Source organism: Streptomyces sp. NRRL F-6492 (assembly GCF_001280125.1).
In the GTDB taxonomy this organism is placed as follows: domain Bacteria; phylum Actinomycetota; class Actinomycetes; order Streptomycetales; family Streptomycetaceae; genus Streptomyces.
The window spans coordinates 24,074-38,054 of the sequence record NZ_LGEG01000252.1 but is presented as its reverse complement, the minus strand read 5'-3'; the positions used below and the strand labels follow the sequence as shown (position 1 = coordinate 38,054).

At 72.7% G+C, this 13,981-nt stretch carries 16 protein-coding genes and 1 pseudogene; 2 read left to right on the top strand and 15 right to left on the bottom strand.

What is annotated here, in order from left to right; translation table 11 throughout:
* Positions 1 to 97 precede the first annotated feature (97 nt).
* Positions 98 to 1,171: a hypothetical protein gene (locus ADL08_RS28330; RefSeq protein ID WP_053647938.1), complete on the bottom strand. Its 1,074-nt coding sequence runs from the start codon at positions 1,169 to 1,171 to the stop codon at positions 98 to 100.
* 115 nt (positions 1,172 to 1,286) lie between these two features.
* On the bottom strand, positions 1,287 to 1,661 hold the full coding sequence (locus ADL08_RS28325) for a hypothetical protein (protein ID WP_053647936.1): 375 nt from the start codon (positions 1,659 to 1,661) through the stop codon (positions 1,287 to 1,289).
* Positions 1,662 to 1,985: 324 nt separating this feature from the next.
* Between ADL08_RS28325 and ADL08_RS28320 the strand changes: the two genes are divergently transcribed.
* Positions 1,986 to 2,858 (top strand): hypothetical protein, encoded by an 873-nt coding sequence (locus ADL08_RS28320; RefSeq protein ID WP_053647934.1) that lies wholly within the window; start codon positions 1,986 to 1,988, stop codon positions 2,856 to 2,858.
* Positions 2,859 to 3,115: 257 nt separating this feature from the next.
* Complete coding sequence (locus ADL08_RS28315) at positions 3,116 to 3,934, top strand: hypothetical protein (RefSeq protein WP_234352291.1); 819 nt, start codon at positions 3,116 to 3,118, stop codon at positions 3,932 to 3,934.
* Between the two features lie 11 nt (positions 3,935 to 3,945).
* On the opposite strand, the gene ADL08_RS28310 is transcribed toward ADL08_RS28315, so the two are convergent.
* The 13 genes and pseudogenes from ADL08_RS28310 to ADL08_RS28250 all read right to left on the bottom strand — a co-directional run.
* Positions 3,946 to 4,563, bottom strand: a complete 618-nt coding sequence (locus ADL08_RS28310) for an OmpA family protein (RefSeq protein WP_053647932.1) — start codon at positions 4,561 to 4,563, stop codon at positions 3,946 to 3,948.
* Between the two features lie 9 nt (positions 4,564 to 4,572).
* Positions 4,573 to 5,145, bottom strand: coding sequence for a hypothetical protein (locus ADL08_RS28305; protein ID WP_053647930.1), 573 nt, complete (start codon positions 5,143 to 5,145; stop codon positions 4,573 to 4,575).
* Between the two features lie 14 nt (positions 5,146 to 5,159).
* Positions 5,160 to 5,786, bottom strand: a complete 627-nt coding sequence (locus tag ADL08_RS28300) for a pilus assembly protein TadG-related protein (protein WP_053647949.1) — start codon at positions 5,784 to 5,786, stop codon at positions 5,160 to 5,162.
* 14 nt (positions 5,787 to 5,800) lie between these two features.
* Positions 5,801 to 6,007 carry a hypothetical protein gene (locus tag ADL08_RS28295; protein ID WP_053647947.1) on the bottom strand — a complete coding sequence of 69 codons (207 nt, stop codon included), beginning with the start codon at positions 6,005 to 6,007 and terminating at the stop codon, positions 5,801 to 5,803.
* A gap of 108 nt (positions 6,008 to 6,115) precedes the next feature.
* On the bottom strand, positions 6,116 to 6,796 hold the full coding sequence (locus ADL08_RS28290; RefSeq protein ID WP_053647928.1) for a LuxR C-terminal-related transcriptional regulator: 681 nt from the start codon (positions 6,794 to 6,796) through the stop codon (positions 6,116 to 6,118).
* 7 nt (positions 6,797 to 6,803) lie between these two features.
* Positions 6,804 to 7,691 (bottom strand): DUF5936 domain-containing protein, encoded by an 888-nt coding sequence (locus tag ADL08_RS28285; RefSeq protein WP_053647926.1) that lies wholly within the window; start codon positions 7,689 to 7,691, stop codon positions 6,804 to 6,806.
* Positions 7,692 to 7,702: 11 nt separating this feature from the next.
* Entirely contained in the window at positions 7,703 to 8,647 is a 945-nt protein-coding gene (locus ADL08_RS28280; RefSeq protein WP_053647924.1) for a type II secretion system F family protein, read from the bottom strand.
* Positions 8,644 to 9,987 (bottom strand): CpaF family protein, encoded by a 1,344-nt coding sequence (locus ADL08_RS28275; RefSeq protein WP_053647922.1) that lies wholly within the window; start codon positions 9,985 to 9,987, stop codon positions 8,644 to 8,646. The genes ADL08_RS28280 and ADL08_RS28275 overlap by 4 nt, the downstream gene beginning before the upstream one ends.
* A 16-nt stretch (positions 9,988 to 10,003) precedes the next feature.
* The gene (locus tag ADL08_RS28270; protein WP_053647918.1) at positions 10,004 to 10,378 is read right to left on the bottom strand and encodes a TadE/TadG family type IV pilus assembly protein; all 375 of its coding nucleotides are present in this window, start codon (positions 10,376 to 10,378) and stop codon (positions 10,004 to 10,006) included.
* Complete coding sequence (locus ADL08_RS28265; protein WP_053647916.1) at positions 10,375 to 10,755, bottom strand: TadE/TadG family type IV pilus assembly protein; 381 nt, start codon at positions 10,753 to 10,755, stop codon at positions 10,375 to 10,377. The genes ADL08_RS28270 and ADL08_RS28265 overlap by 4 nt, the downstream gene beginning before the upstream one ends.
* A gap of 3 nt (positions 10,756 to 10,758) precedes the next feature.
* Entirely contained in the window at positions 10,759 to 12,018 is a 1,260-nt protein-coding gene (locus ADL08_RS28260; RefSeq protein WP_053647914.1) for an AAA family ATPase, read from the bottom strand.
* 7 nt (positions 12,019 to 12,025) lie between these two features.
* Positions 12,026 to 12,733 carry a Flp pilus assembly protein CpaB gene (gene cpaB, locus ADL08_RS28255; protein ID WP_053647912.1) on the bottom strand — a complete coding sequence of 236 codons (708 nt, stop codon included), beginning with the start codon at positions 12,731 to 12,733 and terminating at the stop codon, positions 12,026 to 12,028.
* Positions 12,734 to 13,139: 406 nt separating this feature from the next.
* A pseudogene (locus tag ADL08_RS28250) lies at positions 13,140 to 13,967 on the bottom strand (hypothetical protein); the annotation flags it as partial.
* Between the last annotated feature and the right edge of the window lie 14 nt (positions 13,968 to 13,981).

Here is a 13,981-nt window from a genome sequence, read left to right as displayed (position 1 = left end):
GGCCCGGGGCGGGGGGCGGCCCCGGGGCGGAGGGCGACCCCGGGGCGGAGGGCGGCCCCGGGGCGGTCCGGGCGCGACGGTCCGGAGTCGGCCCGGGTCAGGCCAGGAGGCGCCACACGACGACGAGGGTCACCAGGGCCGCCAGGGCGACGGCGCCGATCAGCCGGGCCCGCTTCTCGGAGGGCCACACGGCGACGTACGGCCCGTCGTGCGCGGGGACGACGAAGAACACCCGGTGGGGCTGCGAGGCGAGGGTGACGCGCGCCAGGGACAGGTGGCGCAGGGTGACCCGGCGGCCCACCTCCCCCTCGTGCGGGGTCAGCCACGGCTCCAGGATCCCGGCCACCCGCTCTTCGACGTCGCGCGCCAGGGAGGACCGTTCGCCGACCACGCGAACGTCGGTCCAGTCCCCGTGGTCGCGGGCGCTGCGCCACGCCCCGTACGGCAGGACGGGGGTGGAGACCTTGACCTTGACGACGAACGGGCTTCTGGTGATGACGCCCTCGGTCCACGTCACGGTCCTCGCGGTGCCCCCGCAGCGCCGGTGGGGCACGGTGCCCGCCCGGTCGCAGTCGGGGCAGGCCCGGGACCCCGTCCCGTCGCACCGGGCGCAGGTGATCTTGCCGCGCCCGCCGCACCCGGCGCACGCCGCTTCCCTGGTGCCGCACTGGCCGCACGTGACGCGTCCCTCCCTTCCCGCGCGCCCGGCGTCCCCCCGGTCGCGCGACTGCCGGCCGCGGCGGCCGGTGCCGTCGCACCACAGGCAGCCGGCGATCCCGTGACAGTCGCCGCAGGCCCTGGCGGGGACGCACGGCAGCTCGCCGACCCCCTTGCAGCGTTCGCAGGCCACCAGGCCGTTGCCGCAGTCGCAGGACCGGTCGTCCACCGAACCGCGCCGCACCAGTTCCAGCGTCGTCTCGGAGGCGGGGTCCTCGGGGGGCGGTATGCGGTGCGCGTGGATGCTGGAGCGGTACACGGGCCGGTCCGACAGGTCGATGAAGCCCTGGTGGAACCGCTCCTCCTCCGTGCGGGTCTCGACGGAGCGCAGGATCTTCCCGTCGAGCAGCAGGTGCCGGGAGATGTCCGCTTCCTCCGGGAGCGCCTGCCCGGCCTCACCGCGCTCCTGGAGACCGCGCCGCACGGCCGCCAGGACGTCCTCGTCACTCAGCACGCTTCCGCCACCCCCCCGGTCCGCGCCGGGGCGCGTCACCCCCGGCGTGTCCACGGAACGATACCCAACGAGCTTGTGAACAGAGGCTGTTGGCGGGCGAGGAGGGGCGCGCGGGTCAGCCGAGCGGTCTCATGCGGGCGAACTTCCCGGCCATGACGGGGCCGAGCCGGTGGACGATCGCGTGTCCGGGCTCGTGCGGGGAGGGCAGGTCGCCCAGGAAGGAGGTGACGATGACCTCGTCGACGCCGAGGACCCCCCGGCGGCTCTCCTCCTCCAGGAAGGCGAGGGTGCGGCGCCAGTCGGGGGCGGCCGGGTCCTCGCCGAGGAAGGAGCGGACGGTGCCCTGGACGACGTTCCAGAAGAACACGTGCGGCAGCACGCCGCCCTGGTGGAGGACATGGGTCTCGTAGGCCTCACGGAACTCGGGAATCCGGGTGACGAGGTCACTGACCAACTGCACACCCGGCGTCACGCTCGGCGTCGTCGTCATCCGTCCAGAATGCTCCTGTGCGGCGACCGCGTCCCGCCCCTTTTGCGCTTTCCCGGGAATGACTTTCGCGAGGTTTTCCACAGAAGGCCCCTGGTGTCCCCCTTTCGTGCAGAGTCGGACGCGCGTACGAGCGAATGGGGGCGGGGGGACGGTGCCGGTCACCGCACATATGGCCGCGTGACGGCAACAGGGCTCACGGTAAGGTCCGTTGACCACGTCCGATCATCACCGCGTCACCCTTCGGCCCGCCCCGGGAACCCCGGGGTTCCCGGGGAGAAGGGGCAGGGCGCTTTCCGTCAGCAGCCGAGAGGAAAAGGTTTTCCGGTGTCCACGGCCCCCACGCCTCCGAGCAGCCACCCGCAGCCGGGCCCCGGTTCGCCCACGGGTCCGTTCCCGCCGCCTCCCCCGCGACCGCCCCGGCGGCGGGGCTGGTTCGCCCGGCAGAGCGAGGGCGTCCGCATCACGATCATCGGCGCGGTCATCGCCGGCGTCTTCTCGCTGGGGGGCGCCGTCCTGACCGCGGCCCTCACGGACAGGGGGGACGGCCCGCCGGACGCCAAGCCGTCCGCGCGGCAGACCCCCGCGGCGACGACGGGAACCCCCGCGCCGGCCACCGCCTCGAAGCCCCCTTCGCAGGTCTCCTCGGACGGCCCCTCCTCGACGCCCCGGGAGTCCGGGGACCCGTCGGCCGACGAGGGCTCCGCGCCTCCGGCGAGCGAGTCGTACGAGGAGTCCTACGCCGAGCAGACCATGTCCCTGGGCCTGCCTCCCGGTTCCGACCTCGGCTCCATCGACTTCGACGCGCCGGGCACCCACCGGTACACGGACGACGAGTGGGCGGCCCTGGAGGAGAAGGCCGGCGAGACCGGGGTCCCGGTGGAGGCCGACCTGACGTACCGGCAGTCGGTCTACGGCATCCTCGCCCTGAAGAACGGCCGCAACGCCGCCCAACTCCAGTCCACGGAACCCTCGGAGAAGGCCGCCGACTGCGCCAGGGCCGCCCGGGTCGGCGGTTTCACCGAGGCCAGGATGCACGAGTGGGACCTTCCCGCGAAGACCGTCCTCTGCGTCGTGACCGACAAGGGCAACATCGCCCGGGTCGTGATCACCGGCTTCATCGGGGGCGACTCCTCCACGATCGGGGAACCGCCCACGCAGATCGGCCTCCGGGTCACCCTCTGGAAGCCGCGCGCCTGAGCGCGGCGGGCACCCTGGGGCGGCGGTCCCGAAGCTCGGGTTCCGGGCTTCGGGCGCTCTTCTACGGAAGGGGATCGGGTCTGGACGAACCCGCCCACCCACCCCCCGAGTTGACGGAGAGTCGTCGACTTGCCACGCAGTGTCATATGCCTCTAGCGTGGGCGCAGAACTGAAAACAAACGACCCCCACCGAGGTGCACCAACACCTCGCGGGGGTCTCACCATCAAGATCGAGAATCTGCTAGGAGTCGATCCACATGGCTGACGCCGATTTTAGTGAAGCCCTCCACCCCCTGGCCAGCCCGGGGTACGGAAAGCGCTCCGCGCCGCAGCAGGAAGCACGCGGCCCCCAGGACTTCGCCCACCTTCCGGCCCGTGAGGCCGCCGTCGCCGCGTACATCGACCGACTGCCCGAGGGCAGCGACATCGCGGTGAAGACGCTGGCCAAGCACCTGCCGTACGGACAGTGCGCCCTCCGGACCGCGCTCAACCGCATCCAGCGGGCCGGTCATCTGCGGCGGGGCCGCGAGTGCCTGGGCGGGCGGTGGATCACCCGTACGTGGTTCACCCGTACGCCGCGCGACAGCGTCTGGTGGGCCGCCTTCCAGCAGGGCGACGCCCCCCGGGAGGCGCGGGCGCCGAAACGGTCCCGGGCCTACGTCCTGCTCGCCGCGCTCGGCCGTACGAACTCCGCCCTGTCCCTGTCCCACGCCGAGTGCCGGGCGCTCGTCCCGCTCGTGGAGGAGTGGTTCGACCGGGACGCCGGCGAGGACGAGGTCCTGCGCGCCCTCACCACCGGCCTCCCGCGGTCCGTCCACCACCCGGCGGGACTCGTACGCCGCCGCCTCGGCGACAAGCTGCCGCCCCTCCCCGTCCGGCGCGACCCCGCCCCGCTCCGCATCCTCGAATGCGGCACCTGCGGTGTTCCCGGGTACGCGGACACGCTCCGGGACGGCGACTGCGGGCCCTGCCGGGGCGAACGCCCCGCGCTCCCCGCGCCCCGCGGCCTCCCGGCCGCGGAGGTGCGGGGCCGGGCGGCCGCCGTACGGGGGCGCCTGGAGGCGCTGCGCGCCTGAACCGGACCGGCTCAGGGGGTGGCGGGAGGCGTGGTGCGGGGGAAGGAGACCTCGACGCGCCGGTTCTTCTTGCGGCCCTCTTCGGTGCCGTTGTCGGCGATCGGGTAGTCCTCGCTGTAGCCGCGGATGTCGAAGGTGGTGCCGGGGCCCAGGCTCCGGGCGAGCACCTGCTGCACGGCCGCGGCGCGCTGCTTCGAGAGCTTCAGGCCGTGCTCGTACGTCCCGAGGTTGTCGGTGAAGCCGAAGACCCGGACGCGACCGGAGCCCTGCTTGTCGATCTCGGCGGCGATCGCGGCGATCCGGCTCGTGGCGGCGGCCCCGAGCTTGGCACTGTCCTTCGGGAACAGCACCTCGGCCTGCAGCGCGAACGTCACGTCCACATTGGTGTCCTGGCGGCGCTGCGCCCCGCCCTCCTCCTCGACGATCTGCTTGATGTCGAGGACCTTCGGGGCCGCGAGAACGGCACCGTCGGGCAGCATCAGCCCCGGCGCGTCCTCGTCGATGACGGGCACGGGAGACGCGGTGCCGGCGGAGCCGGGCGGGTCGTCGGCGTGGGCGAGGGGCGCGACGGGCCACAGGACCACGGAGACGAGGGCGATTGCGGCGAGGCGGCGGTGTGTCGTCGTCATGGCGTCGCCTCAGGAGAGCTTGAGGGTGGCGGGTTCGAAGGTGGGGAGTTGGAAGGAGACTTCGGTGGTGGAGGTGGGGGGTGCGGGGAATTGGAGGAAGACGGCGGTGGACTTGCCGGGACCGAGGCTGTTGAGCCCGATGGTGGTCAGCGGCCGCCCGTCCGTGTCCCTCAACACGTAGTACCGCTTCTTTCCGACGGAGTCCACGAGCGAGGCGCCCCCCAAAGAGGTGCCGTGCTTGACCACTTCGGTCTCATTGCCACTTGTCTGCGGGGGAATCGCGCTGACCGTCTCGGCGGCATTTCGCAGCCTTCCCTTGACGGTGATGAAGCCGCCGGCATCCCGCTCCACCGAATTGACCGTCAGTTCAAGCCCCTTCTGCCCCTTGACGACAGCCAGCTCTTCCGTCGGCTCCTCAGCAGTCGGCTGCTCTTGACCTCCTTGGCTCTTCTGAGGAGAAGTGGTCTTCATGGTCGGCTTGTTCTCATTCGGCTTCTCCTCGGCCCCACAGCCGACCGCGAGGAGAACCACCGATGCGACCGCGAGGGAGGCCCGCCCTCTTCGTGCGTACCGAACGTTCATGAAGGGTGCTTCCTTTACTCGTCGTCGCCGGTCAGTCGAACGGTGAAGAGGTCGGTGACACTGGGAAGTTCCGGGTTGTCGGGGTCGATCGTCCAGGCATCGCCCTCACAGGTCAGACCCGTAATCGGCTCCGGCTCCTCCTCCGGTTCCGGCTCCTCTTCCTCCGGCTCCTCGGATTCGGTGTCCTCCGGCGCCGGCACTTCCGGTTCCTTGAAGTGGCACTTCGGCTCAATCACGGCGTTCGCAGACGCGGTGGCCTGCTGTGCTTCCGTTCCGGTCGTCTCCACCGTCACGCTGAAGCCCTCGTACTCCCCGGAGAAGCGCTCACAACCACCGCCCGAGATTCTCGCGCCGTTTCTGGCAGCGAAGGTGGCCGCCTGCTGGCACGCGGAGAATTTCACGAACGCCCTGCCCTCAAGGAACCCGTTCCACTGCGTAGGGTCGAGGATCACGTCGAGCCATCCCTCGCGCAACTGATCCCGTGCGTCCTGGGCAGCCGCGAGCGCCGCTGCGTCCGCGGCGGTCTGGGCGCTATTGCGAGTGGCGGCAGCCTGCCCGAAGGCGAAGTAGACGAAGGCCAAGAACAGAAGCCCCCCTATGGCGGCGACATAGGCAGGAAACGCCTGGCCTGCCTCCGACAGGCCGCGAACCGCGGCTACTCGCCGCCGCCACCAGTCAGCTCGGCGATCTTCTGGCTGATCGCACCCTTGATGGACTGCCCGAGATCCGTCCCGGTGATCGCCACCACAATCGCCACCACCACCACAATGATCCCCAGATACTCCACCGCCGTCTGCCCCCGGTCCCTGGACATCGGGCGCGTGGTCAGTGCGATCTTGGCCTTGGTCAGGGCCTTCAGCATCGCGTCGTTCATCGTGGTCCCCTCCGCGTTCAGACGCCTGCGCTCCGGCACGGTATGCCGATGGAGCCGTGGGTGCACAGGGTCCCTGGGCCCATTCGTCAGGTCGGGTCATGGGAGGGACCTCGTGCCCAGCCAGGAGGCTATGGCCTCGGCGCGGGTGCTGGTGTGGAGTTTGGCGAAGATTCGGTTGATGTGGTTCTTGACCGTCTTCTCCGTGATGAAACAGGCCGCGGCGATCTGCTGGTTGTTCAGGCCCGTGGCGATCAGGTCCATCACCTCCGCCTCCCTCGCACTCAGTCCACACTGTGGCAGATTAGGTTGCACTTGCGAAGAGGGTTTCTCGAAGAAAGGCCGGTTTTTGACAGTTGGCGGCATCCCCCTGTGTGCAGTCGCACGCAGCGACTTCAGCAGGACCCCCGACGCCGTCGCCGTGAACCTCGCCCTCCCCTCCCCCACGTCCCTGACCGCGCTCACCAGCTCGTCCGTCGTGAACTCGCCGTGGACCAGATAGCCGCCCGCGCCCCGGCGCAGCGCCTCCTCCACGGTCTCCGGCTCGCGGCTGTGGGTGAGCATCAGGACGCGGGACAGGCGCGCGAGGCGCGGGAGGGCCGTCAGGCCGTCGAGGAGGACCACGTGGGGGCGGACGCGGAGGGTCTCCCGGAGGGCCTCGCCGCCGTCCGCCGCCTCCGCGACGACCTCGAAGCCGGGGCGGCCGCCGAGGAGCGCGCGCAGGCCCGCCCGTACGACCGGGTCGTCGTCCACCACCAGGACCGTGAGTACCGTCGGCATCAGCGGCTCACTCGCCCGTCACCGAGCCGAAGTCCGTTCCCGTGCCCAGGAACAGGCCCGCGCCGAGGAGGATCATCGTCGCCGGGACCATCAGGGTCGTGATCACCATCGTCGCCTTCGGGACCGCCTTCGCCGCCTTGCGGCGGGCGTTCTGGGCGTCGGTGCGCCGCATGTCGTTCGCGATCTGGATGAGCGTGTCCACGATCGGGGCGCCCAGCTCCTCGCCCTGCTGGAGCGCCGTCACGAACTGCGCCACCTGTTCCGAGTCGTTGCGGCGGCGCAGTTCGTCGAAGGCCTGCCGGCGGCTGACGCCCATGTCCATCTGGCGCAGGGTGATGCGCAGTTCGTCGGACCACGGCCCCTCGTACTTCTCCGCGACCCGTTCGAGGGCCTGCCGGAAGCCGAGACCCGCCGAGACGACGACGGCGAGGACGTCCAGGAAGTCCGGCAGCGTGCGCTCGATCTGGTCCTTGCGGATGCGGACCGCCGACCAGATCCCCACCTCCGTCCAGAACGCCCCGAAGGCCAGGAGGAGGAGCGCGGTGAGGTACGAGCCCTTCGACAGCATCAGGAGGGCGCCCAGGGCCCCCAGGAAGCCGTACACCGCCCGGCGGGCGCCGTACCGGTCGATCGTCAGGCCGCCCGGGTTCCCGGCCAGGTCGATGCGGCGGCGCACCGCGTTGACCCGCTTGGGGCCCATCAGGCGCAGCACGCCCGGCGACCAGCGCATGCCCAGGCGGTCGACCGCCGAGTCGACCGCGCCGGTACGGGTCGCGCCGACCTCCAGGGCGAGCCGGAGGTCGTCGGGGAGCTTGGCGTCGGCCCGGTAGAGCCGGACGCCGTAGCAGGCGCCGGCGACGGCCAGGCCGGCCAGGAGGGCGAGGAGGAGGTCCACGGCGGCCGTCCCTACACGTCGATCTTCGAGAAGCGGCGGATGATGACGAAGCCGACCGCGTACAGGGCGAACGCCGCGATCACCGCGAACTGCCCGAGGCCCGAACCCGTCATCCGGTCGAGCGCGCCCGGCTGCATGTTGTCGATGAGGAGCAGCGAGCCGATCCCGATGACGGGGACGGAGTACGCGGTCATGCTCACCTGCGAGAGCTGGGTGCGGACCTCGCGCCGGGTCTCCTTGCGCTCCTCCAGCGTCTCGGTGAGGTTGCGCAGCGAGGAGACGACGGTGCCGCCGGCCCGGTTGGCGAGGACCAGGGTGGTGACGAGGACGACGAGCTCCCGGGAGGGGAGGCGTTCGGCGAGCTCGCCGAGGGCGTCGTCGAGGGAGGTGCCGACGGACAGCTGCTGGGCGACCTTCTCCAGTTCGACGCCGGCCGGGGCCTCCAGCTCGTCGGCGGCCAGGCTGAGGGCCATCCGGAGGGCGAGTCCGGCCTGAGTGGCGTTGGCCAGGATGCGGGAGAGCTCGGGAAGCTGGTTGATGAACTTCTCGATGCGCTTCTGGCGCTGCCAGTTGAGGTAGCCGAGGGCCACCCAGATGCCGAGGAAGCCGCAGATCGGGCCGAAGAAGGGCGACAGCGCCGTCTGCCCCACGGCCCACAGGACCGCCACGGTCGCCGTGAGGGCGACCGTGAACTCGCCGGGCGTGACGTCCAGGCCGGTGGCCGCGATCCGCAGCTCCAGCCTCCGGCCGAGGGCGGTCCCGCGCACCCGCCGGTCGACGCCCCTGAAGTGGCGCCTGCGGCGGCCGGAGGCCTCGGGACCGGCCGTCTCGTCGAGCCGGGCGACGAGGTCCGCGTGCCGGCGGGCCCCGCTCGCGTACAGCTGGACGCCGGTCACGCCCAGGACGCAGCAGAGCAGCGCGACGCCGATCGTCAGCCAGAAGGGGTCGATGGTCATTCCGCCTCCCGGACGGCCAGGTGGGCGTCGGTCGCGGCCACGCCGAAGGCCTGCGGGAGGGGCTGCCCGGCCAGGTAGAGGCGTTCGGCGACCCGGCGCGGCAGCGGGTGGTACGTGAACCGCCCGTACACCCTTCCGTCGGCGGCGAGCGGCTCGGCGTGGAAGCGGCAGACCGTGGCGAGCAGGAAGCGCTCGCGGCCGTGCGAGGCGAGGACGGCGATCTCGGTGATCCGGCGGGTGCCGTCGGGGTGCCGGGTCAGCTGCACGAGGACGTCGACCGCGCTGTTGATCTGGTCGCGCAGCGCCTCGAACGGCACCTTCACCTCCGACATGGACGCGAGGGTCTGGAGCCGCATCAGGGCGTCCTCGGCGGAGTTGGCGTGGACGGTGGCGAGGGAGCCGTCGTGGCCGGTGGACATGGCCTGGAGCATGTCGAGCGTCTCGCCGCCGCGGACCTCTCCGACGATGATGCGGTCGGGGCGCATGCGCAGGGAGTTGCGGACGAGGTCGCGGATGGAGATGGCGCCGCGGCCCTCGATGTTGGGCGGCCTGGCCTCCAGCCGGATGACGTGGGACTGCTGGAGCTGGAGCTCGGCCGAGTCCTCGATGGTGATGATCCGCTCGCCCTCCGGGACGAGCCCGGAGAGGGCGTTGAGGAGGGTGGTCTTCCCGGTGCCGGTGGCGCCGGAGACGATCAGGTTGAACTTGGCCTGCACGAGCCCGGAGAGCAGGAGCAGCATCTGCTCGTCCAGGGAACCGAGCCCGAGCATCTCGTGGAGCGTGTACGCGCGGGGGAAGCGGCGGATGGTGAGGGTCGCGCCGGTGAGGGAGAGCGGCGGGATGATGACGTTGACGCGCTCGCCGGAGGGGAGCCGGGCGTCGACCATCGGGTTCGACTCGTCCACGCGGCGGTTGACCGTCGACACGATCCGCTCGATCGTCTGCATGAGCTGGTCGTGGGAGGCGAAGCGGAGCGGCAGGAGTTCGACGCGGCCGCCGCGCTCGATGAAGATCTGGTCGGGGCCGTTGACCATGATCTCGGTGATCGAGGCGTCTTCGAGGAGCGGTTCGAGCACGCCGAGGCCGAGGGCCTCGTCCACGACCCGGCGGATCAGCCGGGAGCGCTCGGCGGTGGAGAGGACCGGGCCCTCGCGGCTGATGATGTGCCCGAGGACGCGCTCCAGGCGGGCGCGCCGCTCGGCGGCGGCGAGCGCGGACATCTCCGTGAGGTCGATCTCCTCCAGGAGCTTGGCGCGGAAGGCGGCGACGAGGTGTCCGTCCTCGCGGGCGGCGGCGGCGCCGCTCTCCTCGGGGGCGTTGATCCGGGAGCGCAGGCTCATGACTCGTCGTCCCTCCTCATTCGTCCTCCTCGGCGGGCAGCGGCATGGTGGCGGTCTTCGTCACGGGGTCGAAGTTCCAGAAGGGGACGACGGAGGGGATGCGCACCTTGACGGTGGCGACGACCTCACCGCCGCTCGGGACGACGTCGACGGCGGTGACCCAGTCGGCGGCCGCGTAGCCGGCCGTCCTGGCGTCGGGCCCGTCCTCCGCGTCGCTGCTCGCCGCCCGGGCCGCCGCGCGCGCCGCCGTGCCCGCCTGCTGGGCGGCGTACGCGGCGACGCCGAGCTGGAGGCCGGCGAGGCCGGCGAGGAGCAGGACCGGGAGGAACCCGAGGTACTCGACGGCGGCCTGCCCGCGGTCGCGGGCCCTCGTGCGCGGTTGTCGGCTCATGGTGTGGGCTCCTCCTGCACCGCGCCCGCCTCCGCCGTGACCGGGAAGAGGCCTCCCAGACCCGGGACGAGGGCGGGCACGTCGACCTTGATCCGGACGTTGACCATGCCGCCGCCCGGGGCGCAGCTCACCTCGGAGACGTTCCAGGCGCCGTCGATGTGGCGGCGGGCGGCGGCGCCCCAGTCGTCGCCGACCGCGCACGCCCGCGCCCCCTCGTCCGCCGCGTTCCCCGCCAGGGTGTACGTGTAGCCGACCAGGACGACCTGCCAGAGCAGGGCGAGGGTGAGGAGGATCAGGGGGACCATGCCGAGGAACTCGACGGCCACCTGTCCCCTGTCGCCCTCTCCGCCCCTGGCGCCGTCCCGGTGGCCGCGCATGGGTCAGCGGCCTCCGGTGCGGCGGCGCAGGCCGAGGGAGCCCCGGTCGCCGGTGCGGGCGAGCTGCTTGCCGGGGCGGCCCGCGGCCGGGGCCGCCCGGACGAGGCCCAGTTCGCCGGCGAGGGCCCAGAGGGCCTGCTTGACGGTGGACTTGGCGTCGAGTTCGTGGAGGCGGCCGGCGTCGACGACGGCCTGGAGCTCCTTGAAGTGGGCGGGGACGGAGACGCCGGCGACCCGGGTGCCGGTGATCTTCTGGACGAGGGGCGGCTGGATCTCGCTGGAGCGGTGCTGCCGGTTGACGAGGGTGATCGTCTCCTCGGCCTTGCGGACCTGGAGCCTTTCCCACATGCGTACGGTCCGTTTGGCGGCCCGTACCGCGACCACGTCGGGGGTGGTGACGAGGAGGGCGGTGTCGGCCATCTCGATCACGGCGGCGCTGGCGCCGTCGAGCCGGGAGCCGCAGTCGACGACGACGACCTCGTGGCGGCCGCGCAGGGCGCTGACGACCTGGCGGGCGGCGCGGTCGGTGACCTCCTCGCCGCGTTCGCCCTCGGCCGGGGAGAGGAGCAGCGAGAGGCCGGTCTCGTGGACGAAGACGGCGTCCTGGAGGACGCGGGGCGAGATGTCGGTGATGGCGGCGAGGTCGGCGACGGAGCGCCGGAACTGGACGTCGAGGTAGGAGGCGATGTCGCCGCTCTGGAGGTCCATGTCGACGAGGGCGACGCTCCGGCCCGAGGCGCGGGCGGCGAGGGCGAGGTGGACGGCGGTGACGGTGGTGCCGACGCCGCCCTTGGCGCCGCCGACGGTGACGACGGTGCCGCCGGGGCCGGCGCCCTGGTCGGGCCCGGTGCCGAGGTGGCGGCGGACTCCGGCGGACCACTGGGCGGCGGCCTGGACGCGGCTGGCGAGTTCCTCGTACCCCAGGGGCAGGGTGACGAGGCCGCGGGCGCCGGAGTCCATGGCGGCGGAGAAGAGGACGGGTCCGGCGTCGGCGGTGATGAGGACGACGCCGACGGCGGGGAAGCGGAGGGCGACCTCGCGGACGAGTTCGAGCGCGGGGACGGGTCCGATCCGCTCGTGGACGAGGACGACCTCGGGGAGTTCGTCGAGGGAGGCCGCGGCGAGGCGGGCGAGGGTGTCGACGAGCTGGGCGGAGTCGGCGACCGGCGGGGCGGGTTCGGCGTCGGGCAGCTGGCTGAGCAGCGTGACGACGGCCCGGGCCGCGTCGGGGTCGCCGACGGCCGGCAGGATCCTCGTGGTCATACCGGCCTCACTTGTCCTTGTCGAGCGTGTAGGTGCGGTCGCGCTGGTCGACGGGGGCGCCTTCCGTGGAGGGGGCGACGAGGGCGAGGCGTACGTGTTCGGCGAAGGACTCGGCGTACGCGACGCGCTGGGTGTCGAGGGTGGAGAGCGCGAAGGTGATGGGGACGGTGGAGGTGGCCCGGTCGGCGCGGTCGGAGCGTTCGGAGGCCGGGGTGAGCTTGCCGACGTCGAGGACGCGGGCGCCGGAGACGATCATGCGGGACTGGTCGGGGTCGCCCTTCTTCTCGCCGGCGAAGGTGGCGTAGATGTTGACGGTGGCGCCGGCGGTGATCTTGCCGGCGACGCCGGTGCCGGCGTCGATCATGATGGCGATCTCCTGCTGGCCCGGCCGGAGCGCGGGCCGGTCGACGATCATGTCCTCCTGGAGGAGGGAGCCCTTCTTGAGCCGGGTGACGGCGATCTTGCCCCGGATCCGCGCGAGGTCGGTGACGGCGGTCCCGGAGAGCCAGCGCTCCGGCATGGTGATCTTCTCGAACTGGTCGGCCTTCAGGGCCTGGTAGGGCTCCACGTCCGCCTTGATCCGGTACGCGGTGGTCTCCGGGCCGACCTTGGAGTTCACGTCGCCGATGACGGCGAGGACGCCGACGAAGGCGCCGAGGGCGCACAGGACGGAGAGCAGCAGCAGGATCACGCCGCGGCGCTGGCGGGAGTTCATGGCCGTACTACCTCGATCGGAGACGTGGGTCCGGGCGGACGGAGACGGTGGGCGGGCGGGTGTACGGGGGCGGGGTCCCGGGGGCGGTTCACGGCAGGGCGCGGGGGGTCTGCGCGCCGGGCTCCAGGGCCCGGGCGGGGTGCGGGACGGCGGGCCCCGGGGCGTGGGGGGCGGGGGGGTCCGCGGGGTCGAGGGCGCGCGGGTCGGCGGCGGGGCCGACGGCGCGCGGGTCGGCGGCGCGCCCGCCCTGATAAGCGCCCGCGCCCGGGTACGCGCCCGCGCCCTGATAAGCGCCCGTGCCCGGGTACGCGCCCGTGCGCGGATCGGCGCCCCGCGTGCCCCGCGCACCCCGCGTCTCCGGGTACGGGTCGCCGCCCTCCCCGCCCTCGTACCCGCGGCCGCCCGGTTCCGGGTGGGTCAGCGGGGCCGTGCAGAAGCCGCAGCGGTCGCCGATGAGGTCCATGCCGCACCAGTGGCAGGTCTCGCGCCGTACGGAGGAGACGAGTTGGTGGAGGACGGACAGGTCGGGGAGGTACGCGGCGAACTCGACGAGTTTTCCGGTGCCCCACCAGCCGGGCGAGGCGGCGGGCAGCGCGGTCTCCTGGACGGGGCCGGGGATCCGCCAGCGGGGCACGAGGGTGGTGGTGGGCCAGTCGGTCTGGAGCCGGCCGCGGGCGAGGAGGAGTTCGGTGGCGAACTCCGGTCCCGCGAGGGCCCCTTCGCCGTCGCCGACGCGCACCATCTGCGGGGTGGGTCCGGCGAGGACGGCGAAGTGGGCGCCGGGCAGCCAGCTCTTGAGGTGGGAGCCGAGGCCGACGGGGACGCGGTCGAGCCGGGAGACGGAGCCGAGGACGGCGCCCGCGTAGATGTAGTGGGCGAGCAGCCGGGCGGCGGAGGCGAGGACTCCGGGGCTGAAGTCGCAGCCGGCGAGGAGGCACAGTTGGCGGACCAGCACGGCCGCGCCGAGGGGCGGCAGGTCGGTCCTGACCAGGGCGATCCGGTCGCTCTCCAGGAGGGAGCGGACGGCGTGGAGGCGGTGCTCGACGGCGGCCGGGGCGGAGGTGGGGCAGACGACGACCACGTGTCCGTGGCGGGCGAGGAGCTGCTGCACGTCCGCGACCGAGGCGTCCAGGGAGCGCCCTTCGGGGGGCGGGAGCACGGCGGCCCGCGGGGTTCCGGGGTCGGTCGGCGGCAGCACCAGATCGGCGCTGGTGACCGCGATCGCTGTCGGCACGTCGGGCCCCCGTC

Bases quoted from the DNA above. Each gene is read 5' to 3' on its own strand.
- ADL08_RS28270 (WP_053647918.1), bottom strand. From the start codon at position 10,378: ATGAGCCGACAACCGCGCACGAGGGCCCGCGACCGCGGGCAGGCCGCC.
- cpaB (WP_053647912.1), bottom strand. From the start codon at position 12,733: ATGAACTCCCGCCAGCGCCGCGGCGTGATCCTGCTGCTGCTCTCCGTC.
- ADL08_RS28315 (WP_234352291.1), top strand. From the start codon at position 3,116: ATGGCTGACGCCGATTTTAGTGAAGCCCTCCACCCCCTGGCCAGCCCG.
- ADL08_RS28280 (WP_053647924.1), bottom strand. From the start codon at position 8,647: ATGACCATCGACCCCTTCTGGCTGACGATCGGCGTCGCGCTGCTCTGC.
- ADL08_RS28265 (WP_053647916.1), bottom strand. From the start codon at position 10,755: ATGCGCGGCCACCGGGACGGCGCCAGGGGCGGAGAGGGCGACAGGGGA.
- ADL08_RS28305 (WP_053647930.1), bottom strand. From the start codon at position 5,145: ATGAACGTTCGGTACGCACGAAGAGGGCGGGCCTCCCTCGCGGTCGCA.
- ADL08_RS28275 (WP_053647922.1), bottom strand. From the start codon at position 9,987: ATGAGCCTGCGCTCCCGGATCAACGCCCCCGAGGAGAGCGGCGCCGCC.
- ADL08_RS28310 (WP_053647932.1), bottom strand. From the start codon at position 4,563: ATGACGACGACACACCGCCGCCTCGCCGCAATCGCCCTCGTCTCCGTG.
- ADL08_RS28325 (WP_053647936.1), bottom strand. From the start codon at position 1,661: ATGACGACGACGCCGAGCGTGACGCCGGGTGTGCAGTTGGTCAGTGAC.
- ADL08_RS28260 (WP_053647914.1), bottom strand. From the start codon at position 12,018: ATGACCACGAGGATCCTGCCGGCCGTCGGCGACCCCGACGCGGCCCGG.
- ADL08_RS28290 (WP_053647928.1), bottom strand. From the start codon at position 6,796: ATGCCGACGGTACTCACGGTCCTGGTGGTGGACGACGACCCGGTCGTA.
- ADL08_RS28295 (WP_053647947.1), bottom strand. From the start codon at position 6,007: ATGCTGAAGGCCCTGACCAAGGCCAAGATCGCACTGACCACGCGCCCG.